Source organism: Amycolatopsis sp. NPDC114503, from assembly GCF_055633655.1.
Genome location: NZ_JBVKDT010000005.1, coordinates 478,708 through 503,608 on the forward strand (window position 1 = coordinate 478,708; position 24,901 = coordinate 503,608).

Annotated in this window: 22 protein-coding genes; 16 read left to right on the forward strand and 6 right to left on the reverse strand. The window is 69.0% G+C overall.

Annotation, left to right across the window (positions count from 1 at the left end; genetic code table 11):
* Positions 1-58 precede the first annotated feature (58 nt).
* Positions 59-2,050 (reverse strand): thioredoxin domain-containing protein, encoded by a 1,992-nt coding sequence (locus tag ACZ7OI_RS23995; protein WP_470266404.1) that lies wholly within the window; start codon positions 2,048-2,050, stop codon positions 59-61.
* A gap of 96 nt (positions 2,051-2,146) precedes the next feature.
* Here ACZ7OI_RS23995 and ACZ7OI_RS24000 point away from each other — a divergent pair, with 96 nt between their 5' ends.
* The 6 genes from ACZ7OI_RS24000 to ACZ7OI_RS24025 all read left to right on the forward strand — a co-directional run bounded on the left by ACZ7OI_RS24000 (position 2,147) and on the right by ACZ7OI_RS24025 (position 7,881).
* The gene (locus tag ACZ7OI_RS24000) at positions 2,147-3,067 is read left to right on the forward strand and encodes a phosphotransferase family protein (RefSeq protein ID WP_470266405.1); all 921 of its coding nucleotides are present in this window, start codon (positions 2,147-2,149) and stop codon (positions 3,065-3,067) included.
* Between the two features lie 86 nt (positions 3,068-3,153).
* Positions 3,154-4,701, forward strand: coding sequence for a hypothetical protein (locus ACZ7OI_RS24005; RefSeq protein WP_470266406.1), 1,548 nt, complete (start codon positions 3,154-3,156; stop codon positions 4,699-4,701).
* Positions 4,702-4,931: 230 nt separating this feature from the next.
* Positions 4,932-5,333 (forward strand): PE domain-containing protein, encoded by a 402-nt coding sequence (locus tag ACZ7OI_RS24010; RefSeq protein WP_470266407.1) that lies wholly within the window; start codon positions 4,932-4,934, stop codon positions 5,331-5,333.
* Positions 5,330-5,944: a DUF3558 domain-containing protein gene (locus tag ACZ7OI_RS24015; protein WP_470266408.1), complete on the forward strand. Its 615-nt coding sequence runs from the start codon at positions 5,330-5,332 to the stop codon at positions 5,942-5,944. Before ACZ7OI_RS24010 ends, ACZ7OI_RS24015 begins: the two co-directional genes overlap by 4 nt.
* A complete protein-coding gene (locus ACZ7OI_RS24020) occupies positions 5,944-7,140 on the forward strand; it encodes a PPE domain-containing protein (protein ID WP_470266409.1) in 1,197 nt (398 codons plus the stop codon). The genes ACZ7OI_RS24015 and ACZ7OI_RS24020 overlap by 1 nt, the downstream gene beginning before the upstream one ends.
* Before the next feature lie 21 nt (positions 7,141-7,161).
* Positions 7,162-7,881 carry an ESX secretion-associated protein EspG gene (locus ACZ7OI_RS24025; RefSeq protein ID WP_470266410.1) on the forward strand — a complete coding sequence of 240 codons (720 nt, stop codon included), beginning with the start codon at positions 7,162-7,164 and terminating at the stop codon, positions 7,879-7,881.
* 20 nt (positions 7,882-7,901) lie between these two features.
* On the opposite strand, the gene ACZ7OI_RS24030 is transcribed toward ACZ7OI_RS24025, so the two are convergent.
* Together ACZ7OI_RS24030 and mca are read right to left on the reverse strand one after the other, a co-directional pair.
* Positions 7,902-8,231, reverse strand: coding sequence for a hypothetical protein (locus ACZ7OI_RS24030; protein WP_470266411.1), 330 nt, complete (start codon positions 8,229-8,231; stop codon positions 7,902-7,904).
* Positions 8,228-9,142 carry a mycothiol conjugate amidase Mca gene (gene mca / locus ACZ7OI_RS24035; protein WP_470266412.1) on the reverse strand — a complete coding sequence of 305 codons (915 nt, stop codon included), beginning with the start codon at positions 9,140-9,142 and terminating at the stop codon, positions 8,228-8,230. The genes ACZ7OI_RS24030 and mca overlap by 4 nt, the downstream gene beginning before the upstream one ends.
* A 195-nt stretch (positions 9,143-9,337) precedes the next feature.
* Here mca and ACZ7OI_RS24040 point away from each other — a divergent pair, with 195 nt between their 5' ends.
* The 3 genes from ACZ7OI_RS24040 (at position 9,338) to ACZ7OI_RS24050 (ending at position 11,369) form a co-directional block, all read left to right on the forward strand.
* Positions 9,338-9,778, forward strand: a complete 441-nt coding sequence (locus ACZ7OI_RS24040; RefSeq protein WP_470266413.1) for a DUF4307 domain-containing protein — start codon at positions 9,338-9,340, stop codon at positions 9,776-9,778.
* Positions 9,779-9,966: 188 nt separating this feature from the next.
* Complete coding sequence (gene greA, locus ACZ7OI_RS24045) at positions 9,967-10,467, forward strand: transcription elongation factor GreA (RefSeq protein WP_470266414.1); 501 nt, start codon at positions 9,967-9,969, stop codon at positions 10,465-10,467.
* A gap of 98 nt (positions 10,468-10,565) precedes the next feature.
* Positions 10,566-11,369, forward strand: coding sequence for an MBL fold metallo-hydrolase (locus tag ACZ7OI_RS24050; protein ID WP_470266415.1), 804 nt, complete (start codon positions 10,566-10,568; stop codon positions 11,367-11,369).
* Here the strand turns inward: ACZ7OI_RS24050 and ACZ7OI_RS24055 are convergent.
* Positions 11,353-11,823: an Lrp/AsnC family transcriptional regulator gene (locus tag ACZ7OI_RS24055; protein ID WP_009083170.1), complete on the reverse strand. Its 471-nt coding sequence runs from the start codon at positions 11,821-11,823 to the stop codon at positions 11,353-11,355. The two genes, ACZ7OI_RS24050 and ACZ7OI_RS24055, sit on opposite strands and share 17 nt — an antisense overlap.
* Positions 11,824-11,944: 121 nt before the next feature.
* Between ACZ7OI_RS24055 and hppD the strand changes: the two genes are divergently transcribed.
* The 6 genes from hppD (at position 11,945) to ACZ7OI_RS24085 (ending at position 21,313) form a co-directional block, all read left to right on the forward strand.
* On the forward strand, positions 11,945-13,144 hold the full coding sequence (gene hppD / locus ACZ7OI_RS24060; protein ID WP_037816724.1) for a 4-hydroxyphenylpyruvate dioxygenase: 1,200 nt from the start codon (positions 11,945-11,947) through the stop codon (positions 13,142-13,144).
* A 199-nt stretch (positions 13,145-13,343) separates the two neighbouring features.
* Positions 13,344-13,898: a YbaB/EbfC family nucleoid-associated protein gene (locus ACZ7OI_RS24065; RefSeq protein WP_470266416.1), complete on the forward strand. Its 555-nt coding sequence runs from the start codon at positions 13,344-13,346 to the stop codon at positions 13,896-13,898.
* Between the two features lie 30 nt (positions 13,899-13,928).
* The gene (locus tag ACZ7OI_RS24070) at positions 13,929-14,234 is read left to right on the forward strand and encodes a type VII secretion target (protein ID WP_116206174.1); all 306 of its coding nucleotides are present in this window, start codon (positions 13,929-13,931) and stop codon (positions 14,232-14,234) included.
* Positions 14,234-18,559 (forward strand): hypothetical protein, encoded by a 4,326-nt coding sequence (locus ACZ7OI_RS24075; RefSeq protein ID WP_470266417.1) that lies wholly within the window; start codon positions 14,234-14,236, stop codon positions 18,557-18,559. The genes ACZ7OI_RS24070 and ACZ7OI_RS24075 overlap by 1 nt, the downstream gene beginning before the upstream one ends.
* A gap of 5 nt (positions 18,560-18,564) precedes the next feature.
* A complete protein-coding gene (locus ACZ7OI_RS24080; protein ID WP_470266418.1) occupies positions 18,565-19,416 on the forward strand; it encodes an immunity 49 family protein in 852 nt (283 codons plus the stop codon).
* A gap of 49 nt (positions 19,417-19,465) precedes the next feature.
* Positions 19,466-21,313 carry a hypothetical protein gene (locus tag ACZ7OI_RS24085; protein ID WP_470266419.1) on the forward strand — a complete coding sequence of 616 codons (1,848 nt, stop codon included), beginning with the start codon at positions 19,466-19,468 and terminating at the stop codon, positions 21,311-21,313.
* A 4-nt stretch (positions 21,314-21,317) separates the two neighbouring features.
* Here ACZ7OI_RS24085 and ilvA read toward each other — a convergent pair whose 3' ends face one another.
* Complete coding sequence (ilvA, locus tag ACZ7OI_RS24090) at positions 21,318-22,523, reverse strand: threonine ammonia-lyase (RefSeq protein WP_470266420.1); 1,206 nt, start codon at positions 22,521-22,523, stop codon at positions 21,318-21,320.
* Positions 22,524-22,618: 95 nt separating this feature from the next.
* On the opposite strand from ilvA, the gene ACZ7OI_RS24095 reads away from it, so the two are divergent.
* Positions 22,619-22,894, forward strand: a complete 276-nt coding sequence (locus tag ACZ7OI_RS24095; RefSeq protein WP_470266421.1) for a hypothetical protein — start codon at positions 22,619-22,621, stop codon at positions 22,892-22,894.
* A gap of 783 nt (positions 22,895-23,677) precedes the next feature.
* Here the strand turns inward: ACZ7OI_RS24095 and ACZ7OI_RS24100 are convergent.
* Positions 23,678-24,835 (reverse strand): cystathionine gamma-synthase, encoded by a 1,158-nt coding sequence (locus ACZ7OI_RS24100; RefSeq protein ID WP_470266422.1) that lies wholly within the window; start codon positions 24,833-24,835, stop codon positions 23,678-23,680.
* Positions 24,836-24,901: the final 66 nt, after the last annotated feature.

Genomic DNA, 24,901 nt, shown 5'->3' on the forward strand with positions numbered 1-24,901 from the left:
ACTGAAGCTACGCTGATTCCACCTGGGTGGGTACCGCGTTCACCAGGGGCGGAATTCGTCAGAGCTGGGCGATGAGCTGGTCCGCCGCGGTCACCGGGCGTTCGCAGACGTAGCCGCGGCAGACGTACGCCGCCGCTTCGCCGTCGACGAGCGGCCGGTCGGCCAGCAGCGGGACACCGGACGCGTCCGGCTCGCCGCCGAGCACGATGCCGCCGCCGTGGATGTGCCGCGCGGCGGCGGCGACCAGCTCCGCCCGGTCCGCGCCGACGACCGCGACCTGCACCGGTCCGGACTGCGCCGCCTCCGCCACGGACAGCCAGTGCCCGGCGAAGCGCGGCACCCGCGCGGCGAGCAGGCCGACGCGCCGCAAAGCGAGTTCGGCAGCGTCGCGGTATCGCGCCGCTTGGTCCGGCCCGGCCAGCGCGGACGCGGTGAGCAGTGCGCCGGCCAGCGCCGAGGCACCAGACGGGCTCGCGTTGTCCGTCGGATCGGACGGACGCTGCACCAGGACTTCCGCGTCGTCGGCGGTGTCGTGATACGCACCCGGCGCGACGTCCGACGCGAAATGCGCCAGGGCGACATCGAGCAGCCGGGTCGCTTCGGTGAGCCAGCGGGGTTCGCCGGTGGCCTGGTGGAGGGCGAGAAGGCCGTCGGCGAGGCAGGCGTAGTCCTCCAGCACGCCGACCGGGGTCCCGACCGCGCCGTCCCGCGAGCTGCGGCGGAGGCGCCCGTCCACGACGTGCAGGTCCAGCAGCAGCGACGCCGCGTTGCGAGCCAGTTCGATCCACTGTGGACGTTCCAGCGCGACGCCCGCTTCGGCCAGCGCGGAAATCGCGAGACCGTTCCACGCCGCGACTACCTTGTCGTCCCGTCCCGGTTGTGCTCGCTCAGCTCGCGCTTCGAGCAACGCTTGCCTGACGCGCTCGAACCGGTCGAAATCTTCCGGATCTGTCCGCAGTTGAAGGGTCGACGCGCCTTCTTCGAACGTACCGTCTTCGGTAACGCTGAAAAGCTCAGCCGCCCACGGACCGTCCGCGCCGAGTACCTCGTTGAGCTGCGCGGGAGTCCAGACGTAGGTCAATCCCTCGACGCCTTCGGTGTCCGCATCGAGCGATGCCGCGAAACCTCCTTGCGGCGTAAGAAGATCGCGCTCGAGGAACCGGACGATTCCCTCTGTTACCCGTCGCGCCGACTCTGAACCACGGCGTGCGAGATGCGCGTACACTCGGAGCAGCAAAACGTTGTCATACAACATCTTCTCGAAGTGGGGAACGATCCACTCCGCGTCCACGGAGTAGCGCGCGAACCCGCCGCCCAGCTGATCGTGGATGCCGCCGCGAGCCATCGCGTCCGCCGCTGACTCGGCGAGTTCGCGAGCCTGCGCCGAGCCCGTGCGCTCGTGGTGGCGCACCAGGAACTCCAGCACCATCGACGGCGGAAACTTCGGCGCGCCACCGAAACCGCCGTGCGCCGAGTCTGCCTCCTGCGCAAGTTTCGTCACCGCCTGGGCCAAAGCGTCGGCGTCGACAGCCGATTCCTTCAGCGGACCGCTCTGCTCGGCGAGATGCCCGACGATCTGTTTCGCGCCCTCGCGCAGGTCGTCCGGCCGTTCCTCCCACGCCTCGGCGACCGCCACCAGCAGCTGCGTGAACGACGGAATCCCCGGCCGCGGCGCGGGCGGATAGTAAGTGCCGCAATGGAATGGCTCGCCCTCGGGTGTGAGGAAACAGGTCATCGGCCAGCCGCCCTGACCGGTCATGGCCTGTGTGGCGGCCATGTAGACGGCGTCGATGTCCGGCCGCTCCTCGCGGTCGACCTTGATGTTGACGAAATGCGCGTTCATCAGGGTCGCGGTGCCCTCGTGCTCGAAGGACTCGTGCGCCATGACGTGACACCAATGGCAGGCGGCGTACCCGACGGACAGCAGAATCGGCACCCCGCGACGACGCGCCTCGGCCAGCGCTTCCGGGCCCCACTCCCACCACTCGACCGGGTTCCCGGCGTGTTGCAGGAGATACGGGGACGTCGCGTCGGCGAGGCGGTTCGACATGGTGCCGAGTGTGCCTCATCCCGGTCGGGAGCACTCGCGGCGGGCGGGCCTGAATTGACTGGAAGAAAGGTCGCCGTGGTGCCTAAGTTGATCTTCATGCCGACGGAAGACACGACTGCGATCAAGCAGGTCCTGGAGAGGGAGTACCCGAAGAGCCACGTCAGGTCGGTTCGTTTCCTCGACAAGGGCTATACGAGCAAGCAGTGGGTGGCCGACACCGAAGACGGCCAGCTGCTGGTGAAGGTGCCGCAGCGCGATCGGGATCCCGCGCATCTGCGGCGGCTGGTCGCCAGCGCGCGGACGGCGGCCGAGTGCGGGATTCCCGTTGTGCGCTACCGGAATCTGGTTCCGCACGAGCCCGCGTTAGGCGGCCCCGTGCTCATCCAGGAGTACCAAGAGGGCGACGCGGCCAGCGACGTATGGGAGCTCCTGTCCGAGAGGGAGCGCAAGGTCCTGCTCGAAGACCTCGGCGAGGTCACCGGGCGGCTGCACGCCATCGCCGGACCGCATTTCGGCGACGTGCTGGGCGGAAGCCAGGCGGCGTCGCTGCGGGAATCGGTCGAGGCCGAGGTCGAAGCACTGCTTCCCGGCGCAGCGGGCGGACAGGCCGGTCCAGCCGGCGTCCTCCGGTCCGCGTTCGCCGGCGCCGTGGCACAGCTCGACGAGTCCGCGAGCGTGCCCGCGCTCACGCACGGCGACCTCTGGCTCCCGAACATCCTGGTGCGCGACGGGCGGATCACCTGCGTCCTCGACCTCGAACACGCTGCGTACGCGGACCGGTTCCGCGACTTCGGCAAGCTGGACGAGCACATCTTCGCCGGGTTCTCGGAAGGCCGGGCCGCCTTCCTTCAGTCGTATGCCGCCACGTTCCCGCTGCCGGACGACTGGGAGCGACGGGTGGAGCTCGCGCACGCGCTGCACGCACTGAACATGCACGTCTACTTCCGGCGCTGGACCCCGCAGTTCGCGCCGGAGTACGCACGGCAGCTCCGGGACTGGCTCGCGCGCATCGGGTGATCCCGCGCCGATCCGCTGAGCGGACGCTGAGAAATCCGACCTCTGGTCTTGGTTTCCCGACGGGAAGATCGCTACAGTCCGCCTCCATGAGGCGATCCCTTGGCGCTGTCTCCCGGAAGTCCGTTGTCGCGATTGTTTTCATCGGATGTCTTGGTTTGTCGGGTTGCAGCGTCCATGCGGCATCCGCGGCACCGAACTGGATCACCTTCACCAACGGCCGCCTCGCCTACGGCACCGACGCGCAGGGCAACCGGATCCCGGATTTCTCCCGCGTCGGCTACCGCAATGGCGACGCTCCGCCACCCGAACTGCCGGTCGCGGCGACCGTCGGGCCGCAGCCGTCCGGCGACGACACCCCGCGTATTCAGCAGGCCATCAACCAGGTCGCGAACAGCGGCAAGCCCGGCGCGGTCCAACTGGCGGCCGGCGATTACCGGCTCGAAGGCACGCTGCAGATCAGCGCCAGCAACGTCGAACTGCGCGGCGCGGGCAGCGGAGCGAACGGGACCAAGCTGGTGGCAGCAGGAAAACTGCACACGCTGGTCACGATCGCCGGCACCGGTTCGCGCGCCTCGGCCGGTTCAGCAATCCCGGTCACCAGCAGCTACGTCCCGGTCGGCGCGGATCAGCTTGACGTAAGCGATGCCTCGTCCCTGCACGTCGGCGACCACGTCGTCGTGCAGCGTCCACAGGAACAGTCGTGGATTCACGCGATCGGCATGGACAAGATCCCGCCGCGGCCGGACGGAACTCCGAGCAAGCAGTGGACACCGAACGCCGGGCTGCAATTCGACCGGACGATCACCGCCGTCAACGGCAAAACCGTCAAGTTCGACGTCCCGCTGACCAACGCGCTGGAAAGCCAGTACACCCACGCCACAGTCACCCGCTATGCGTATCCCGGCCGCATCAGCGGTTCCGGCCTCGCGCACCTGTCCGCGGACGGAGCCGAGTTCGAGCAGGATCCCGCCTGGCACCACGACGGTTTCTTCAAATCCCAGCTGGTATCCGTGGATACCGCACAGGACAGCTGGGTCGACGACGTGGTCGCGGATCATTTCGGTTCCGCCTTCGGGATCGGGCAGAACGCGATCCGGGTCAGCCTGCTGCGCACGTCGTCTCTCGACGAGTCCGTTCCGCAGGACATCCACGACCAGCCCGCCGCCTACACGATCAGCGGCCAGGAAACCCTGGTGCGGCAATGCGTCGTCACCGGCAGCAACGTACACGCTTGGGTCACGCAGGCCAGGGTGCCCGGCCCCAACGTGGTCAGCCGGTGCACCGCGACCAACACCGGTTCCCGGATCCTCGACGCCGGCCCGCATCAGCGCTGGGCGAGCGGCACTCTCTACGACGACCTCACGATGAGCCCGCCGTCAGGACATCTCCAACTGTCGGACCGGCAGTGGATGGGCAGCGGCCAGGGCTGGGCGGGCGCGAATTCGGTGCTGTGGAACTGCGGCGTCGGCTCGTATCTCGTGGAAAACCCGCCGACCGCGCACAACTGGGCGCTCGGGTGCACCGGAACGCAGAGCAAACCGCAGCCGGGCCACCGGAGCGGCGAGATCGGGTCGCCGGGCAAGCATCTGCCGCCGGAAAGCCTTTACGACGAGCAACTGGCGGAACGGCACTGACGGACCTCCCCTGCTGTCTGCCGCTTAAGACGTTCGAGTGAAGCTTCCTGTTGACGGCGGGACAGTCGCCCTGCTCAAGTCCACAAATCGTGAACTCGGCTGCGAGTTGCAGTTCGCATTTGCAGACAGGCTTAATCGCGGCGACTACAGTAACTATCCGGTGTCACAGGGTAACCACAGGTCTGGGCCCGGCGGACCCGGAACGATCTACGCAAGGGGAGGCGTACATCGTGGCCGACAGTCAGCAGTCCAATCTGCCTCCGGTCCGGAGGTATGGCGGCGAGTCGTTCGAGACGATGGCGGTCGCTCCGTTGCTGGGCGACGGGTACGCGTACGACAAAAAGACGCTTCGAGGGCTCGAGGAAATCTACCAGAATCTCGCCGAGAAATACCGGTTGGACCAGCTCTACGCGCGCGTTGTCGAGCAAACTCAGCCACCGGCGAGAGATTTTTCCAGCACCGACAACGCGGATATTTTCCAAAGATCCGGAAAAGCTCTGCAGGCCTCGCTGCGACAGTGTGAGCAGTACTGCCGGGAGCAGGCGGAGAAATACCACAAAGCGCTCGGCAAATACACGGCCGCCGAGGACGCGCACTCGGCCGAACTCGGAAAATCCGGGGGAAGTCTGTGAGACGCGCCCTCGCACTCGCGACAATCGCCCTGTGCGCCGCCGGCTGCACAAGCACTGCCCCTGGCCAGCCCATCCCGGCTGCGCGCACCAGCAATTCGCCGGCACCGAGCAGCGCCACGGCCGAGGAGGTTCCCGACCCTGGCGTGCCGAAGGTGCCGAACCCTCTCGACATCACCCGGTTCAAGCAGAACCCCTGTGAAACCCTGACCTCAGCACAGATCTCGGACCTCCTCGGCGACCGCGCGCGGGTCCACCCAGACCCGCACGGCCCGGTCGGACCGGCCTGCGGCTGGTTCGCCCAGGCCACCGTGGCGGTCCTGTACCCCAACATCAACAAACTGGGCCTGACGTCGGTCTATCGCGCGAAGGGCCACGCCTACCCGTTCTTTCTTCCCCTCGCGCCGATCGACGGGTATCCCGTCGTCGCCTACGGGGAAGACGATCCGCGGGCGAGCCGCGGCGAATGCGACGTCGCGATGGGGACCAGCGACCGCGAAACCGTAGTCGTGTCGATCACCCAGTCGGCCGCGCACAAAGGAGAAAAGGATCCGTGCGAATCCGCCCGTGACGTAGAGGAAAAAGTACTCGGCAATCTGCGAGGAGGACGCTGATGGCCGGTCGATCGTTGACCCCCGCGGAGATCTACCACCTCATCACCGAAGGACAGGGGCCCGAATCGCTGGGGAGCACCCAGCAAGCCGCCAAAGACCTCAGCGAGCGACTGCTGGATCGCGCCGACGAGATCGCCAGTCTCGCGGAGAAAGTACGTGCTGGCTGGCAGGGCGTTTCCGCGGAGGAAGCCGCGAATTCGGCCGCTCCTTTGCTTGCCGCCTCGGTAGACCACAGCGCGAACCTGGTGTTCGCGCAGAACGCGGCGGACGGGCAAATGTCCGCCTTCCAGGCCATCAAGAACACGGTGAGACCGGTCGGCGACCGGCCGGAAATCACCGCGCAGGACGTCTACGACTCGCTCAACGGGAGGCCTGGCTACTTCGGCAAACTCGGCCAGTGGCAGGCCGACGCCCAGCACAACGTCGACGCCTACACCGGCTATCACTCGACGACCGGGACGAATTCCGATCGGATTCCGGCGCGCTACGCGGAGTTGAGCGACACCGGCGCGTCCGTCGATCTTGCCAGCACCAGCGCGCCGCGGAAGCCGGTCGCGGGTCCCGGCGGACCGAGCGGCAAGCCGCCCGACAGCCACCGTCCTGGCGTCGCCAAGCCGCCTTCTGGTGCTGAAGGACCGATACCGGAGCCGATCGGCTCGGTTCCGAAACCGCGTGAGCCGATGCCCGCGACCGGCCGCGACCACCCAGCGCATCACCCTGGCAGCGGCGAGCCTGGCCCGGCGAAAAGCGGGCCGCAGGCGATCCCTTCCGAAGTGGCCAAGCCGCCGGATTCGACTCACCTCAGTTCGTACCGCCCCGGCTCACCCGCATTGCCGCCCGGTTATCAATTCGGTCCCTCGGGTCAGCCGGTCAACCCTCTCGGCACCAGCGGATTCGATCCCGGACCAGGGATCGGCGGACCCGGCGGCAGCACGAACGGCGGTCTCGGCGCGGGAAACCGAGCCGGCGTCCGCACACCCGGCGAATCGGCGGCGACGCGCGGCGGCGCGGCCGGAAACCCAGGCGCGGCAGGGAAATCCGGCGGCATGCTCGGCAGCGGAATACCCGGCAAAAGCAGAGAAGAAGACAAGGAGAAAACCGCTCCGCCCTATCTCCGCGAAACCGACCCGCACGTATTCGGAACCAGCGACCTCAAACCGACGCCTCCAGTGATCGGGGACCGGCCGGCCCGCTAGGCCGTCGGGGAGGAATCAGCGGTGCGCGCGACCGAGCTGTCCCTCGACGCCCTCCTCGGCGCGCTCCGGGAAGCCGGGTTCGACGAGCCGCATCCGGTGTTCTCGGGCCGTCTCCGGTTCACGCCGGAGGAGCAACGGCTCGACGAGGCCGTCCGCAACGAGCTGGCTTGGCTGGGCTTGCTGGAACACGGCCGGTTCGCCGACGAGTTCGAGGACGTGCTGTACGCGCTGGGCCGCGCCGACACCGAGTACGTCGCCCATGTCGAGAACCAGGACATCCGCTACGGCGTGCTGGTCGCGGTACGGGGCCGTACCGGGGTGAAGGCGTTGTGCTCCGGCGACCGGGTGCGGCTGAAGGTGCTCGACGGAACCCGCACCCCCGCCGGTGCGCTGGTCGCGAGCCTGCCGCGGTACCGGCCGGCCCAGCTGAACGCGTTCTCCCTGCCCCAGGAGGACTTCCAAGCGGACCTCACTGACGACCGCAGCCCGGCCGCCCGGACGGTGGACGCTCTGTTCCAGCAGACCTGGTTCGGCGTCGGCGAGATGACCGTCGCGGTGCGCGAACCGGCCCGTCCAGGGCGTGCGGAAGCCGGGCCGCTGAGCTACCTCGACCTCACCGACGGGCGCGTCGCGTTCGAGGTGTCCGGGCCCGAGGAAAACCGGTACATCACGGTGCTGCCCGGCGAGGACAGCCTGCTCGCGGACAAGATCGCCGCCCTCCGCGACGGGCTGGCCGGCTAGCCCAGGCCCGTCGCGGGAGGTCAGTCGCTCTTCTTGGCCGCCGCCGCGTCCGGCTTCTTCTCGGCCGTCTCCGGCTCCCCTTCGGCCGTCTCAGCCTCAGCCGTCTCGGTCTCCGAAGCGGCCTCTTCCTGGTCGAACGTCTGCGGCACCTTCTTCAGGTGCTTGCTCATCGACCGGACCAGGAAGACGACCGCGATCAGGAACAGGATCAGCACCAGCAGGCCGACCGGCGAGGACTTGCCGAAGTCCTCGCCCTGGCCGCCGTTGTCCCCGCTGTCCGGCTGCTGGGCCAGTACCAGCGCCGACGCGGTGAGCGGGACGACCGCGACGGCCGGCACACCGAAACTCATGGGCTCACCTTCTCCTTGATGCCTGCGAACAGATCGTCCTCCGGCAGCGTGCTGTCCACCAGGGAGCGGTTCAGCTCGTACTCCTCAGTGGGCCACACCTCGCGCTGGATCTCCAGCGGAACGGCGAACCAGCGGCTGGTCGGGTCGATCTGCGTGGCGTGCGCCTTCAGCGCCTCGTCGCGCACCTCGAAGTATTCCCCGCACTCGATCCGGGTCGTCACCCGCTCCATGATGTCGGCGCGGTTCGGGTCCCAGGACTTGAGCCACTCCTCGTAGGGCGACTCCAGCCCGGCCTCCTTGAGCGCGGTGTCGAACGCCACCATCCTGGCCTTGGAGAACCCGTGCATGTAGTACAGCTTGAGCGGCTGCCACGGCTCGCCCGCCTCCGGGAACCGCTCCGGGTCGCCCGCCGCGTCGAAGGCCGCCATCGACACCTCGTGCGTGCGGATGTGGTCCGGGTGCGGGTAGCCGCCGTTCTCGTCGTACGTCGTGACGACGTGCGGGCGGAACTCGCGGATCACGCGCACCAGGGCCTCGGTCGACTCCTCCAGCGGGATCACCGCGAACGAGCCCTCCGGCACCGGCGGCAGCGGGTCTCCCTCGGGCAGCCCGGAGTCGATGAAGCCCAGCCAGCGGTGGCTCACGCCGAGGATCTTCGCCGCGCGCGCCATCTCCTCGCGGCGGATCTCGGTCATGTTCGCCAGCACGTCCGGCCGGTCCATCGCCGGATTGAGAATGCTGCCCGCTTCGCCGCCGGTACAGGTCACGACCATGACCTCGTGCCCGTCGGCGACGTATTTGGCCATGGTGGCGGCGCCCTTGCTCGACTCGTCGTCGGGATGGGCGTGCACCGCCATCAGGCGCAGTCGCTGCTTGCGGTCTTCTGTTGTCAGCTCGTCGGCTCCCACCATGGTCCGAACGGCCCTTTCCTGTCCTGTTATTCCGTGACACCTGGTTGCGCCGCGGTAAACCGCCCCGGCTCCGCGCCGCCGGTACGGGTCGCGGATACTCGACCAGGGTGGTGCCCCGGACCGGCCGCACCGCCTATTGTCCCCAGGGGTACGACAAGTTTGACCGGAGGCCCGGATTTGCAGAGCGGGGAGACCGTGACCGCCGAGGGCGACGCCGTACCGGCGCGGCCCGCGGACCGGTACGGCACCGCGGGCAAGGGCAAGCCGTCGAAGCGCTGGCGGAGGTGGCTTTTCGTGGCCGTCGCGCTGGTCGTGAGCGGCGCGATCGGCTGGATCTACTACCTCAACCTCGGCAAGACCCCGATCGACGCGGAGCGCGTCGGCTTCGAGGAGCGGCCCGGGGACGCGATGCAGGTCACCATCAACGTCACTCGGGACGACGACAGCAAGCCCGGCGTGTGCGTTGTCCGGGTGCGCGACAAGTCCGGCGCGGAAAGCGGCCGCCGGGAGGTGCTGGTTCCCGCCGGGGCTGGCCACAGCAGGGTGAACACAGTGGTGAAGAGCATCGGAGCCCCGGTGACCGCCGACGTGTTCGGCTGCTCGTATTCCATACCACGCTATCTGTCAACCCCGTAGCGGCCAACGGAGTGAAATGCGCGGCGAGCGTCCGCGCGGCGTGAAATGGACCGGCGTCGACCTGTCCTGCCGTGATACGCTCGTACACCAGCACGGCCCCCGACGGGCCGTGTTTTTCCTTTATCTCAGCCGCGTGCGTTACGCGGTGGCCGGCTTGTACACCCAAGCCTGGCAGGCCCTACGAGGAGATGGTGACCGTGAGCGACACCAAGGTGACCTGGCTGACCCAGGATGCCTACGACAGGCTCAAGCACGAGCTCGACGAAATGATCGAGAATCGTCCGGTCATCGCCGCCCGCATCAACGACAGCCGCGAAGAGGGCGACCTCAAGGAGAACGGCGGCTACCACGCGGCCCGCGAAGAGCAGGGCCAGGCCGAAGCCCGGATCCGGCACCTCCAGGAGTTGCTGCGCAACGCGAAGGTCGGCGAGGCTCCGGACGACGACGGCACGGCCGGTCCCGGCAAGGTGCTCACCGTCAAGTACGACGGGGACGACGAGGAGGAGAAGTTCCTGCTCGCCACCCGTGAGGAGGGCGCGGAGGGCGAGCTCGACGTGTACTCCCCCGAATCGCCGCTCGGCAAGGCGCTGCTCGGCGCCAAGGAGGGCGAGTCCCGCGAGTACGAGCTGCCGAACGGCAAGACCATGAAGGTCACCCTGGTCAAGGCGGTGCCCTACAGCGAGTCCTGACTCGTCTTCCGCCGAACGCGCGCCCGCCCGGATTCCCGTGGCCCGGCGCGCGTTCGGCGGTCTAGCGTGTCTTTCAGCAAAACCACTGGAGGACACCGATGAGCACCCGACCGCTCTGCCGGACTTGCGGGACGCAGTACGCCGCCCCGCGCGCGGACTGCCCGATCTGCGAGGACGAGCGCCAATACGTCCCGCCGGGCGGGCAGCAGTGGACTGACCTGGCCGCGCTCCGCGCGGACGACGGCCTCAAACCGCGGGTCGAGGAGCAGGGTCCGGGCCTCATCGGCGTCGGTTCGGATCCGCGGTTCGCGATCGGCCAGCGCGCGCTGCTGGTCCGCGCGGCGAGCGGCAACTTCCTCTGGGACTGCTCCGCATACCTCGACGACGAGCTGATCGGCAAGATCACCGAACTCGGCGGCATCACCGGCATCGCGATCAGCCATCCGCACTACTACACGACGATGGTCGAATGGGCGCACGCCTTCGACGTCCCGGTCTACCTGCACGAGAACGACCAGCAATGGATCGGCCGTCCGGATCCGTCGATCCAGCTGTGGACCGGCACGACGCTCGACGTCTCGCCGGATCTGCAGCTGATCAACCTCGGCGTGCACTTCCCCGGCGGCACCGTCATGCACTGGCCGGACGGCGAGGAAGGCCGCGGCGCGCTGCTGACCGGCGACATCGTGCAGGTCATCCCGGACCGTACGCACGTCGCTTTCATGTACAGCTACCCGAACCTCATCCCGGAGCGGCCGAGCGTCGTACGGCACGCCGCGGAACTGTTGGAGCCGTACGCCTTCGACGCGCTCTACGGCGCGTGGTGGGACGCCATCGTGCGTACAGACGCCCATAACGTCGTACAGCGCTCCGCGAAGCGCTATCTCACGTACGTGTCCTAGCCGTTCGTTCGAGCAACGGCCGCACTCGCGGCGGCACTGGTGTCGACAACGCGATCGAAGTCGACGTACGCAAAACATCCGGCACGCCAACCACTTCGTCGATGACGCGTTGCAGATCGTCGTTGTCGCGCGCGACAAGGCGCACGAAGAGGTCGCCTTGTCCGGTGGTGGCGTGCACTTCGCACACTTCGTCGATCGCAGCCAGTGCCTCCGCGACACCGGCGCGTTTGCCCTGCGCGATTTCCAGCACGGCGAACGCGGTGAGGCTGTATCCCATCGCGGCCAGATCGAGTTCGGGCGGGAAGCCGCCGAGGATGCCGCGTTCGGTCAGGCGGTCCAGCCGGGCCTGCACGGTGCCGCGCGCGACGCCGAGCCGGCGCGCGCATTCGAGCACGCCGAGGCGGGGCGAGTCGGTGAGCAACAGCAGCAGCCGCGCGTCGAGCGAGTCAAGCACCGGTTTTCTCCCTGCGCAGGTTGTCCAAGATGACCGAGCTTCTCCAGGATATGCTGAACACATTGTCCAGCCGAAACGGAAACCGTTGCGCAGCTTGCCAGGCGCAACTCATGCTCAACACATGACCTCCACGATGGATCCGCACGGCGCACTCGACGACGTCAGCTACGACCAGCTCCGCCAGCTCGTCGGACTGGTGGACCACGACGCCTCGACCGACCCGTTCCCGGTCAAGGCTCTCGACGCGGTGGTGTTCATCGCGGGCAACGCGACCCAGACCGCGTGGTTCTACCAAGTGGCGTTCGGCATGCAGCTGGTCGCGTATTCCGGCCCCGAAACGGGACAGCTCGACCACAAGGCCTTCGTGCTCAAGTCCGGTTCCGGACGCTTCGTGATCACCGGCGGCGTGAAGCCGGACTCCCCGCTGCTCGACCACCACCGCCGCCACGGCGACGGCGTGATCGACCTCGCACTGGAGACCACCGACGTCGACAAGTGCATCGAGCACGCCCGCAAGGAGGGCGCGACGATCCTCGAGGAGCCGCACGACGTCTCCGACGAGCACGGCACGATCCGCCGCGCGGCCATCGCGACCTACGGCGAGACCCGGCACACGCTCATCGACCGGTCCCGCTACAACGGCGTCTACCTCCCCGGCTACGAGCCGCGCGAGGGCACCGTCAAGCGGCCCGAGGGCGCGCCGAAGCGGCTGTTCCAGGCGGTCGACCACTGCGTCGGCAACGTCGAACTCGGCAAGATGGACTACTGGGTCGACTGGTACCACCGCGTCATGGGCTTCGTGAACATGGCGGAGTTCGTCGGCGACGACATCGCCACCGACTACTCGGCGCTGATGAGCAAGGTGGTGTCGAACGGCAACCACCGGGTCAAGTTCCCGCTCAACGAGCCGGCGATCGCGAAGAAGAAGTCGCAGATCGACGAGTACCTCGAGTTCTACGAGGGCGCGGGCTGCCAGCACATCGCGTTGGCCACCAACGACATCATCGCCACCATCACCGCGATGCGCGAAGCGGGCGTCGAGTTCCTCGACACCCCGGACTCCTACTACGACGACCCCGAGCTGCGCGCCCGGATCGGCAAGGTGCGCGTGCCGATCGAGACGCTGAAGGAGCACCGGATCCTGGTCGACCGCGACGAGGACGGCTACCTGCTGCAGGTCTTCACCAAGCCGATCGGCGACCGGCCGACCGTGTTCTACGAGCTCATCGAGCGGCACGGTTCGCTCGGCTTCGGCAAGGGCAACTTCAAGGCCCTGTTCGAGGCCATCGAACGGGAGCAGGAGCGCCGCGGCAACCTCTGATCCGCTCCCCCCCTTCCCCCGGCCCGTCCGCGAGTTTCGCGGACGGGCCGGTTTTTATTACGGCGCGCTACCAGAAGTTCGCGTACAGTAGTCATCAATACCTGGGGAACAGCGCCGCGCGGACAATTCGGACCCGCGCGGAACCGACGGGGTCGCGCGTCCGTCATTCTGGAGAAGTCACCGTGGAGAAGGGGGCCCGATGCCCGACAGCATCGACGCCAGCGAGCAGATGGTCGAGGGCTGGACGAAGCAGCTCCAGCAAACCGCTGCCCGCTATCAGGCGATGGCCGAGCGCATGCAGGGCCAAACCGTCACCGAGCGGTCGAAGGACGGTTCGGTCGAAGTCACCGTGGATGCCAAGGGGCTGCTGAAGAACCTGGTGCTCGCGGACTCCGCGGCAGGCAAGAAGATGGCCGACGTGTCCGCCGAGGTGATGCGGCTCGTGCAGCGCGCGCAGGCCCGGATTCCCGAACTGCTGCAGCAGGCCGCGGCCGAAACCGTCGGCGGCGACCAGACCACGGAAACGCTGGTGGCCGACGCGCAGAAGACGTTCCCCGCGCCGCCGGCCGAGGAAGAGGGCCAGCCCGAACCCGACCGGGTGCGCCGGTTCCTGCCCGAAGACGCAGAAGAAACGGGTGCCGCCGCGCCGCCGCAACCGCCGCGCCCGGCAGCCCCGCCACCGCCTCAGCAGCAACGCCGCCGCCGGAGCTCGTCGGACGATGACGACGACTTCGGCGGATCGATCCTGTCCTGACTCCAAGCCGTTCCAGGGGGAAGAAAAACGATGGCACCCAGGGGTTATGAGATCGGCGGCGATCTCGAGGCGCACGCCCGTCAGCTGGACGGGATCGCGGACGGGCTGAAGCAGGCTGTCGACGCCGCGAACCAGGTCAGCATGCCCACCGACGCGTACGGCATTCTCTGCCAGCCGTTCCGGATGATGCTCGACCCGGTCGAGAACTACGGGATCAACGCGCTGGAGAACACCGTCACGGCGATGGACGCGCAGGCGCAGAAGGTGCGCGACGCGGCGAAGGCGTACGACAGCTACGAAGGCGAAGCCGCCGGTTCGATGAAGGCGAGCGACTGATGCCCGACGCCAATCCGCTGGTCGCGCAGTCCAAAAAGGACGGCGACGGGCCGGGGCCCTTCACCGAGGGCAACGGCGACTACGGCTACGCCACCGGCATCAACATCGCCGAATCGGCGACGGACGCGTTCAAGGGAATCGCGGACGGAGACTGGGTTTCCGGCGGCCTCGGCGTCGCGAGCCTCGCCGGCGAGATCGCGGGCGCGGCGATCGACCCGTTCGGCTACCTGATGTCGTCGGTGGCGTCGTTCCTGATGGAACACGTGCAGCCGCTGAAGGACATGCTGGACTCGGTCGCGGGCAACCCGCCGGTGATCCAGTCCTATGCCGACACCTGGGGCAACGTCGCGAAGTCGTTGCAGGAACGGCAGAAAGACCTCGAGAACGCCGTCAAGACCGGCACCGCGGAGTGGAAGGGCGACGGCGCGGACGCCTACCGGAAGTCCGCGGCGGAGGCGGCCGACGCGATCGGCGGCGCGGCGACGGTCGCGAGCGCGATCGGCACCGTCACGATGATCATGGGCCAGGTCGTCGCCTTCGTGCGCGGCCTGGTGCGCCAGCTCATCGCGGACCTGGTGGGCAAGCTGATCTCCTGGGTCATGGAGGAGGTGTTCTCGCTCGGGTTCGGGACGCCGCTGGTGGTCGCGCAGGCCGTCACGGCGATCTCCAAATGGGGCGAGAAGATCAGCGAACTGCTGACGAAGCTGTGCGAGACGATGCGCCGCGTTTCGCCGCTGCTCGGCAAGCTCGCCGAGGTGTTCACGAAGATCATCAAGGTGCTGGGCAAGCTGGCCGGCAAGGTCACCGGCCTCGACGTGATCAGCACGAAGAACATCAAGGCGGGCGGCTTCTTCCACCGCGGCGGCTCCGGCGGGGGCGGTGCGGGCGGCTCCGGCGGCAGTCATCACAGCGGATCCGGCGAAGGCGACGCGGACACCGGCTCGCCTTCCGGGTCGCGCCGCTCCAACGGGTCGGACAGTGCTGACGGCGGCGACGGTCCGAACAGCAGCCACAACAGTTCGGACGGTTCCGACGCGCCCGGCGACCACTCGGGCGATTCCGGCAGCCACAACGGATCCGACAGTCCGAGCAGCGACAGCCCGAACAGCGACAGTCCGTCTTCGCCGGGCGGTTCGCATTCCTCGTCGCCGGACGGCACCGGACCGTCCACAATCGACACTGCGACGTCGTCGTCCCGGCGTGGTTCCGACAGCCCCGGCGGGAGCCACACCGACTCCAGTCCGTCGACGTTCGCCGGTGATTCGAGCCCGACGTCCCGCGGCGGCGGAGAGAGTCCCGCGGACAGTTCCTACTCGCCGCAAAGCTCTTCGCACAGCGATGCGCCGTCCTCGGTCAGCGCTCCGCCGAGTACTCCGCATTCCGGCGGGGCTCCGCACTCCGGCGGGTCGGCGTCGTCGGGCGGCGGCACGCACTCCGGCGGCGGCGAGCCGAGCCCGCATCACTCGAGCAGCAGCGACTCGACGTCGGCGAGCGGGTACGCCCCGCCTCGTGCGGACGCTCCCGCTCCGCAATCCGCTCCCCCGCAACACATCCGGTCGAATGACGGGGGCGGTTCTTCGCCGAACCAGAGTCCGGCGGGCGGCGGAATTCCGCAGCAGGGCGGTGGCGGCAGTCCGACCAGCGCCCCGGCCGGCGGCGGCAGTCCGGCTCCTCGGCCCAGCGGAGGCGGCTGGACCGGGACGCCGGGGACGCGCGCTCCCGAGGTGGCGCCGAACCGGGTTCCGGACAGCGGTCCGTCGGGTCGGCGACCGAGCGGCGGTCCGGGCCCTTCGGACGGTGGCGGGCCGAGCCGTACTCCGGATCGTTCCGGGCCTGGGCCACAGCGTCCTGGTGATGGCGGTTCGACGCCGCAGCGGCCTTCGGAAGGCGGTTCGACGCCGCAGCGGCCCTCCGACGGTGGCTCGTCTCCGCAGCGCACCGGCGACTCCACCCCGCAGCGGCCTTCCGAGGGCGGCGGTGGTTCTTCGCCGCAGCGTCCGTCGGATTCGTCGAGCGGCGGTCCGCAGCGCCCCGGCGACGGCGGTGAGGCCGGGCAGCCCAAACGCACTGGTACCGAGCCGGGTCCCGGTCGTTCGGAGCCCGCACCGACGTCCGGCGGCGGATCGCCCTCATCGGCGAACCGCGGGTCCGGCGACGGCTCCGCACCCCCGGCCGCGGCCGCAGTCGCGACCGGCCCCGGCGGCGGTCAGCGCGGCCCGGAGGCGGGCGGCGGCGCGCGGCGTCCGGACGGCTCCCCCGAGCCCGTCGCGCGCGGCGGTGCGCGTACCGATGCGCCGGCCAAGCCCGGCGAAGCCAACAGTCCACAACGGACTGGAAAAGACTCGCCGGCGCAGAACGGCAAACCGAACGCCGACGAGTCCGGGAAGCCGAAGGACGGCGGCAAGCCCGGCAAGCCCGAGAACACCGAGCCGACCAAGAAACCAGGGCAGCACGAGGACGCGGAAAGCAAGCCGGGCAACGACAAGTCCGAGCCCAAGCCGGAGCACGACGCGGCCGAGCCCAATCCGGACCACGCCGACCCGAAGCGCCCCGACTCGGACGGGTCGAACCACCACGACAACCCCGAGCACCCCGACCACGATGGCACCCCGCCGCATCACGACGAGCCGCTGTCGCCGGACGAGGTCAACCACCGGCACGCCGAGGACACCCCGGCGGGCAGCTCGTACCACCGCGACGACCCCGAGCTCGGCGACCTGCCGCACCGCGTCCGGCCGGACCCGGACGGGCGCTACACGGTGGACGTGCACGTCACGGCGGACGGTCACGCCCGCATCGGCGACCGGTTGTACACGCCGGAAGAGTTCGCCGACATCCTGCGGCGCAACGGAAACTACGACGGCGGGCCGATCCGGCTGATCGGCTGCGACGCGGGGTCGAACGACTTCGCGCACCGGCTGTCGCGCGACCTCGACACCGAGGTGATGGCGCCGAGCAAGCCGGCGTGGACCGATTCGAACGGGCACGTCTTCTCCTCCGACTACGAAATCGGCCCAGACGGACGGATGCGGCCGCGGATCCCGCCGGACGGCGAATGGTCGGTGCATCGTCCCGACGGCACGGCACACCGCGTCGGCGACGACGGTTTCGCTCCGGACGGCAAGCACCACGACCCGCACGGCGTCGACGCCGACAGCTCCCGCCACCGCGGCGAGGACGGGGACGACGACCTCGACTGGCGCGACCGGCCCGGCCCCGACGGCCGCACCCCGAGGGAAAACCTCGCCGACCCGGAGTACATGAAGAAGCACTACTACGAGTGGACCGACCAGACCACGGGGCGCAAGGAGCTGCGGATCAAGCACTCCGAGGCCGATCCGGCGAACCCGCCGCACCCGGTCGACCTCGTCGACGGCAAACCGGTGTTCAAGAACGACCGGCCCGCCGCGGAGTTCCTCGGGTTCGACGAAGCGCGGTCGACCACCCACGCGCCGCACCGCGACTACGACGGGAACGGCGGGCACGACACCGGAAACGGCCAGCACCACGGCAGCGACGACACCGGGGCCGGGCAGCACAACGGTCACGACTCCGGCGACGGCCAGCACCACAACGCGGGCGAGCAGCACGTTCCCGGAACGCATTCGGACACGTCGAACTGGCGGGACAAGGACTACGACGCGATCGACGAGAAGGTCCGCGACCGCGAAACCAAGTACAACGACCTCAAGGACACCCCCACCGACTCTCCCGACTGGACGGACGCGCACAACGCGAAGAACCGGGCGTCCGAGGACCTCGGCGAGGAGGCTTCCGGCCACGCGGTGCGCGACCGCGTGCACCGCGAATTCTCCGAGGCCCATCCGGACCAGAACTTCGACGTCCGCGAACATCCGGACGCGCCGGAGGGCAGTCACCGCTACCAGATCGTCGACGGCGACGGGAACGTCCGCGCGGACATCACCCCGCGCCACGCGACCGACGGCGGCGTACGGGGCAACAGCAAGTTCGACCACATCTGGGAAGTCGACTACCACAACGGCGGCGAACCGCACTACCTCGTGCACGAGGCCAAGGGTCCGGGCGGCAAGCCCAGCAGCCGCTACGTGCACGCGGACAACCGGACGTACCGCCAGGGCCACCCGAAGTACTTCGACGACACGGTGAAGGCGATCGCGCGCACCGACCCCGACCTCGCGGACGCGCTCGAACGTGCGAAGCTCCAGAAGAGGCTCGACTATGTGGAGGTGCGGGCGTTGGTCGACCAGTCCGGGCCGAGGCACACGAACAGCGGCTACGACTACAAGCCGTTCAACGGTTACGACTACGAGTCGCCGATGACTCCGGCATCCGGTGAGGAATGAGATCGATGACCACCGTCCCCAGGCATTCCGTCGACGTCACCGTCGCGTGGAAGCAGATCGAGAAGCTGTCGCCGCAGGTGGCCTTCTACTTCGACTACATCACGCAGGACACCAGCGCGCTGGCGAACGTCCTGCGCCGGGAACTGATGCTCGGGCAGTACCGCAGCGTGGTCGACCCGGACGCCGAGGACCCGGACACGTGGGGCGACCTCGCCCTCGCCGCACAAGCCGCGGCCGCCGCCTTCACCGCGGCGAGCGCGCCGGAAGGCCAGGAGGTCGACGCAGTGATCGGCCGTCCGCGCCGCTTCGCGGCCACCGGCCCCACCGAACGCACGGACCCGGGCGCGTGGCTGACCGCGGCGTGGCTCGCCGTGATCCAGCGGGACGACGTGCTGATCCAGCAGCTGGCCGCGGTGCCGCTCGACGTGCTGCGCGCATCGGGCATCGAGCACGACGCCTACATGTACCCGTGGGTGGAAACGCTGCAGACGTTCCTCGCGCACCGCGAGGTCACCCCGGAGATGTTCCTGCCCGCGATGGACGGCACCGACCCGGACGCCGCGCAGTACACGCCGCCGGCGGCGATGCTGCAGCTCGTGTACCCGCCGATCCGGATGTTCTACTACGTGCTGCGCCGGGACGCGGAGAAGTTCGCCGACGCGTTCGTCGCCGCGCTGGAACGGCACCGCGAGTACTGGACCGCCGAGGACCGCGCCGACGATCCCGACGGGTTCCTCGCGCTGGCCCCGCTCGCGGTGGCGGTGCTCGCCCGCTCGGTGGGGATGACGTTCGACGTGCAGTCCGGTTACACGCCGGCCAACCTGCTCGCGGGCATCATCCCGCCGCGGAACGGCTGATCGGAAATTCGGAAATGAAGCGTTCGCCCGGCGAGGAGCCGCAGAAACCATGACCCGGCCACCGGTGCCGCTCAGTCCTGCCCAGCAGCAGGACCTCGTCCAGCAGATCGGCCAAGCGGCCGCGGCCGCGCTGCCCGCGGACTGGCAGCAGCTGCAGGTCGTCTGCCGCGCCGCGGGACGGCACGTGGAAGTCGACGTCGCCGTGCTCGCCCCGGACAACCGGACCTACCCGGTCCAGCCGCATCCGGAACTGCCGCGGCTGTTCGGCGTGCTGCGCACCGGGATGTACCAGCCGAGCCGGGGCACGTGGCTGAGCGCGACCCTGGTGTTCTCGCCGCAGCGGCCGCCCTTCACGGATTACCAACCGGACGTCGAACCGCGGTGGCGGCAGGTCCCGCCGCCCATCGGCTTCCAGGACGAACTGCGGTTTTTCCCGCGCGAGGACCGATTCGTACCGCCGTGGCTGCGCCAGCGGGCCGGTGCGGTGGCTCCTCCGCCGCCGGTGCCGGGCGCGGGTGCTCCGACGCCTCCGCCTGCTGGTGCGGGTGCTGGTGCTGGGCAGCCGGTTCCGCCGCACGTCCCCGGCTCGGGTCCTGCGGTACCTCCTCCCTTGCCGGATTCGGGGCAGGTCCCGCCGCCGTTGCCGGGCACGGAAAATCCGGTGCCCTCGGCGGGACCCGCGACGCCTCCACCGCTGCCCGGTGCCGAACAGGCGGCAGACACTGCGCAATCTGCTCCCGCGCTCCCCGTGGACGAACCCAACACACCCCTGCCCGGCTCAGAACCGGCCGCAGACACTGCGCAGCCTGTGCCCGCGCTCCCCGTGGACGAACCCGACACATCTCCACCGCTGCCCAACGCGGAACAGGCCGTCCCCCCGTCCTTCGCGGAAACAGCAGCCGCTACCCCGGCGTCGGTTGGCGACGAGGCGCAGTCCGAGCCCAGTGAAGTCGCGGCGGCCGAGATCGCTGCCGAAACTTCCGCGCCGGAAGCAGCACCTGGCGAGGTTTCCGCAGAAGCACCCCCGACTGCGCCGGAATCCGTTGTCTCCCAACAGGAATCAGCGATCCCGGCAGGCGAGCTGCGCACTCCGCGCGTCTACGACGGGTTCGACGAGGCAGGCAACCCGGTCGTCGAGCGGGAAGCGTTGTCGCCGGAGGAGCGCGAGCGCGTCCTCGGCTATCTCGGCAGCGCGCCGGTCATCCTGGCGTCTCGCAGCAACGACACCGATGCCTTCGATCCGTCCCGCACGGATGCTGTCCCGCTGAATTTCCGGACCGACGGCAGCTGGGTGTGGCCCGGCGCGGTCGGCTATTACCTGCGTGAGCACGGGATTTCGCCGGATCCGGAGCTGGTCGAGCACATCCGGGCGGCCAACTACACGGTGCCGGAGGTGGACGAGGCGACGCAGCAACGGATGCTGACTGCGATGACCAGCCCGCCCGCCGAACAGAGCCGTCCGGAACCGCAGAGTGCGCCGCCGGATCCCGACGAGTTGCTGAGCGAGATCTCGACGGCACTTGGCGCGGCTGCTCCGCAGGGGTGGCAGCGGATCGTGTTCGACTTCATGGCGTTGGGCAGGCACGCGAACCTCGCCTGCGGCGCGCGGATGGCCGACGGCAGCACGCAGCAGGTGCCCGTCGCGCGGGAGCTGTCGAAGCCGTTGGCGCAGCTGCGGCGCAGCAAATACGTCCAAGGCCGGGGCACCTGGTACACGCTCTCGCTGGTCATCGACCCGCCGTCGAGCTATCAGGCCACCTTCAACGAGGACGACGAGCCGGCCTTCCACACGCCTCCGCGGCCCGAGGATTACGCACTGGACCAGGAGCTTTACCCGCGCGACGAGGACTACCTCCCGCTGTGGTTCAGTCTCCGGCTGCCGGAGAGTCCACAGTAGACAGTCAGGGGACGATCGTGAACCCGGCGTCGGCGAGGGCGGCTTCGACGTCCTTGCAGTGCTCCGGGCCGCGGGTTTCCAGGGCGAGGGCGACGTCGACCTCGCCCAGCGCGAGGCTGCCGGAGATGCGGGAGTGCTCGACGTCGAGGACGTTCGCGCCCAGTTCCTTCACGCACGACAGCACCGAAACCAGCGAGCCTGGACGGTCCGGTACGCGCAGGTGCAGCTTCAGGTAGCGGCCGCCGGCGGTCATGCCGTGTTGGATGATCTGTTGCAGCAGCACGGGATCCACGTTGCCGCCGGAGAGGATCGCCACCACCGGCGGCTCGAAAGCGCCGGGGTGCTGCATAAGCGCGGCCACTGAAGCGGCACCGGCCGGTTCCACGACCAGCTTTCGTCGCTCGAGGCACAGCAATACCGCGCGTGACAAGGATTCCTCGGTGACCGTCACGACGTCGTCGACCAACGACTGGACGTGCGCGTAACTGATTTTGCCCGGTTCGCCGACCGCGATTCCGTCCGCCATCGTGTGCACCTCGCGCAGCCGGACCGGCGCGCCTGCCTCCAGCGAGGACGGATACGCGGCGGCGTCCTCGGCCTGGACACCGACGACCCGGATCTCCGGGTGCAGCGCCTTCACCGCCGCCCCGACGCCGCCGACCAGCCCGCCGCCGCCTGTCGGGACGAGGATCGTTTTCACTCCGGGCACCTGTTCGAGAATCTCCAGACCGACGGTGCCCTGGCCGGCGATGACGTCGGCGTGGTCGAACGGGTGGATGAAGACCGCGCCGGTGCGCTCCGAGAACGCGATCGCCTCGGCGAGGGTTTCGTCGACGACGGCGCCATGGAGATGGACCTCCGCGCCGTAACCGCGGGTCGCGGCGAGTTTCGGCAGCGGAGCGCGCAGCGGCATGAAGACGGTCGAGGAAATGCCGAGCAGCGACGACGCCAGCGCGACCCCCTGCGCGTGGTTGCCGGCGCTGGCCGCGACAACGCCGCGCGCGCGTTCTTCGGCGGTCAGGCCGTGGATGCGGGTGTAGGCGCCGCGGATCTTGAAGGAGCCGGTGCGCTGCAGGTTCTCGCACTTGAGGTACACCGGGCCGCCGTGCAGCCGGCGCAGGTCGCGGGCGTGCTCCATCGGCGTGACGCGGGTGATGCCCTCGAGAAGCTTCCGAGCTTCCTGGATGCTCTCGACGCTGACCAGTTCCATGGCGCCGATGATGCCACCGACGGACGGCCGGGGTGCGCCGCCCGCCGGACCGGTACCCTGATAACGGCAGCCACACATGATCAGGGAGTGCGACCATGGCACGCGCGCAGCACGGGACCACCGCCCGGGCCAAGTCCCGAGCCCAGTCCCGCACCGGTCTGCTGCCGCTAGCCGCGGGCATCCTCTCCGCGGTTGCCCTCACCGGCGCGGCCTTCGCGACGGTCGAAGCGGCCGCCTGCACCGGCCCCGCCCAGTACATCCGGCACGACAACCACATCGAACTGGTCGGCGGCTGCGTGAACGGCAGCGAGCTGCCGGCGACGACCGGGACCCGGCAGGCCAATGCGATCCCGGAGAACAGCAAGCCCTGAGGCTGGCTGCGGTTCCCGGCTTTTCGGCTGGGGACGCCGGGTGCGTTGGGCGAGATGGGGAAATCGTTCGCTGGGGCGACGGTTTTGCGGGATTCGGCTGCTGGATTGCCGGGAGCGGGCAAGAGCTGAGTGCGGCAAGCGGCATTCGGCGAGGCAGACTTCGGCCAAGCCGTACGCCGGACCATTCGGCCAAGCTCACGCCGGACCGCTTCAGCCAAGCCGCAGGACCGCTTCAGCCACGGGAAGCTCCGCCGAAACCGCACACCGGATTCGCCGGGACGGCGAAGTAGCGAGGCCCCGCGACCAGATCGCCGGGGAACGAGCGAGAGCTCGGTCCAGCAAGCAGCTCCCGGCCAACCAACCTCAGCTGAAGCCACACACCAGATTCGCCGGACGGCGAACCAGCGAAGCCCCGCCACCAGATCACCCGGGAACGAGGATGAGCTCAGTCCCGCAACCAGCTTCCGCCCAACCAACCTCAGCTGAAGCCACACACCGGACTCGCCGGACGGCGAACCAGCGAAGCCCCGCCACCAGACCACCGGGAAACGACAGAGAGCTCGGGCCAGCAAGCAGCTCCCGGCCAACCAATCTCAGCCGAAGCCACACACCAGATTCCGAACGACGCACCGCCTCAACCGCGGCGAATCCCGTCAAACCCCAGCCAAAACTCGCCACAGCAACGAATTCGGCAGCCGTTTGGGACGAACTCAAGCGAACTCACCCCAGCCAGCAACGGGGCACCAGAAACCAGCCCAGCACCCCGTCAGCCAAACACCAGGGTCAGCCCAGCGCCTGCGTAAGGTCAGCCACCAGATCGCGGCCGTCCTCGATACCCACCGAAAGACGGATCAGGTCCTCCGGGACTTCCAGCGTCGAGCCCGCCGTCGAGGCGTGCGTCATCTTTCCCGGGTGCTCGATCAGGCTTTCGATCCCGCCCAGCGACTCCGCCAGCACGAACAGCTTCGTCCTGGACGCGACTTCCAGCGCGGCTTCCTCGCCGCCCGCCACGCGGAAGGACACCATTCCGCCGAAGCGGCGCATTTGCTTCGCCGCTGCCTCGTGGCCGGGGTGTTCCGGGAGGCCGGGGTAGTAGACCTTCGTGACCTTCGGGTGCTTCGCCAGGGTGCGGGCGACCAAATCGGCGTTGTCGCTGTGCCGGTCCATCCGCAGGGCCAGCGTCTTGAGGCCGCGCAGCGTCAGCCACGCGTCGAACGGGCCGGGGACGGCACCGGCGGCGTTGCGCAGGTAGAAGAGCTGTTCGCGCAGTTCGTCCTCGTTGGTGACGACCGCACCGCCGACGACGTCTGAGTGGCCGCCCAGGTACTTGGTGGTCGAGTGCACCACGATGTCCGCGCCGAGGGCCAGCGGGGTTTGCAGGTACGGCGTCGCGAAGGTGTTGTCGACGACCAGCCGGGCGCCTGCGTCGTGGGCGGCGCCGGCGAGCGCGGCGATGTCGGCGATGCCCAGCAGCGGGTTGGTCGGCGACTCGCACCAGATCAGCTTGGTCTCCGGGCGCATCGCGGCCCGTACGTCGTCGATGCGGCTCAGGTCGGCGACCGTGTGCTCGATGCCCCACAGGCTGAGCACCTTGTCGATCAGCCGGAACGTGCCGCCGTACGCGTCGTTGCCCAGGACCAGGTGGTCGCCGGGGCGCAGGACCGTGCGCAGCACCGCGTCCGACGCTGCCATGCCGGACGCGAACGCCAGCGTGTGCCGGGCTCCCTCGAGCGAGGCGAGGGCTTCCTCCAGCGCGGTCCGCGTGGGGTTCGCGGTGCGCGAGTACTCGTAGCCGCCCTCGCGGGTGCCGCCCACGCCGTCCTGCGCGTACGTGGACGTTTGATAAATCGGCACGATGACCGCACCCGTGCGGGGATCGGGCTGCTGCCCGGCGTGGATCGCGCGTGTTTCAAAACCCAGGACGGAGTAGTCGTCGGCCATGGTTCCCAGGGTACGGGGCACCCCCGACAATCCCATCAGCTGGGAGGCAACTCACCATGCGGGAGA

Coding starts and splice junctions, on each gene's coding strand:
- hppD (WP_037816724.1), top strand. CDS start 11,945: ATGACCTCCACGATGGATCCGCACGGCGCACTCGACGACGTCAGCTAC.
- ACZ7OI_RS24075 (WP_470266417.1), top strand. CDS start 14,234: ATGCCCGACGCCAATCCGCTGGTCGCGCAGTCCAAAAAGGACGGCGAC.
- ACZ7OI_RS24030 (WP_470266411.1), bottom strand. CDS start 8,231: ATGAGTTTCGGTGTGCCGGCCGTCGCGGTCGTCCCGCTCACCGCGTCG.
- ACZ7OI_RS24070 (WP_116206174.1), top strand. CDS start 13,929: ATGGCACCCAGGGGTTATGAGATCGGCGGCGATCTCGAGGCGCACGCC.
- ACZ7OI_RS24000 (WP_470266405.1), top strand. CDS start 2,147: ATGCCGACGGAAGACACGACTGCGATCAAGCAGGTCCTGGAGAGGGAG.
- ACZ7OI_RS24085 (WP_470266419.1), top strand. CDS start 19,466: ATGACCCGGCCACCGGTGCCGCTCAGTCCTGCCCAGCAGCAGGACCTC.
- ACZ7OI_RS24020 (WP_470266409.1), top strand. CDS start 5,944: ATGGCCGGTCGATCGTTGACCCCCGCGGAGATCTACCACCTCATCACC.
- ilvA (WP_470266420.1), bottom strand. CDS start 22,523: ATGGAACTGGTCAGCGTCGAGAGCATCCAGGAAGCTCGGAAGCTTCTC.
- mca (WP_470266412.1), bottom strand. CDS start 9,142: ATGGTGGGAGCCGACGAGCTGACAACAGAAGACCGCAAGCAGCGACTG.
- ACZ7OI_RS23995 (WP_470266404.1), bottom strand. CDS start 2,050: ATGTCGAACCGCCTCGCCGACGCGACGTCCCCGTATCTCCTGCAACAC.
- ACZ7OI_RS24095 (WP_470266421.1), top strand. CDS start 22,619: ATGGCACGCGCGCAGCACGGGACCACCGCCCGGGCCAAGTCCCGAGCC.
- ACZ7OI_RS24005 (WP_470266406.1), top strand. CDS start 3,154: ATGAGGCGATCCCTTGGCGCTGTCTCCCGGAAGTCCGTTGTCGCGATT.
- greA (WP_470266414.1), top strand. CDS start 9,967: ATGGTGACCGTGAGCGACACCAAGGTGACCTGGCTGACCCAGGATGCC.
- ACZ7OI_RS24080 (WP_470266418.1), top strand. CDS start 18,565: ATGACCACCGTCCCCAGGCATTCCGTCGACGTCACCGTCGCGTGGAAG.
- ACZ7OI_RS24050 (WP_470266415.1), top strand. CDS start 10,566: ATGAGCACCCGACCGCTCTGCCGGACTTGCGGGACGCAGTACGCCGCC.
- ACZ7OI_RS24100 (WP_470266422.1), bottom strand. CDS start 24,835: ATGGCCGACGACTACTCCGTCCTGGGTTTTGAAACACGCGCGATCCAC.
- ACZ7OI_RS24065 (WP_470266416.1), top strand. CDS start 13,344: ATGCCCGACAGCATCGACGCCAGCGAGCAGATGGTCGAGGGCTGGACG.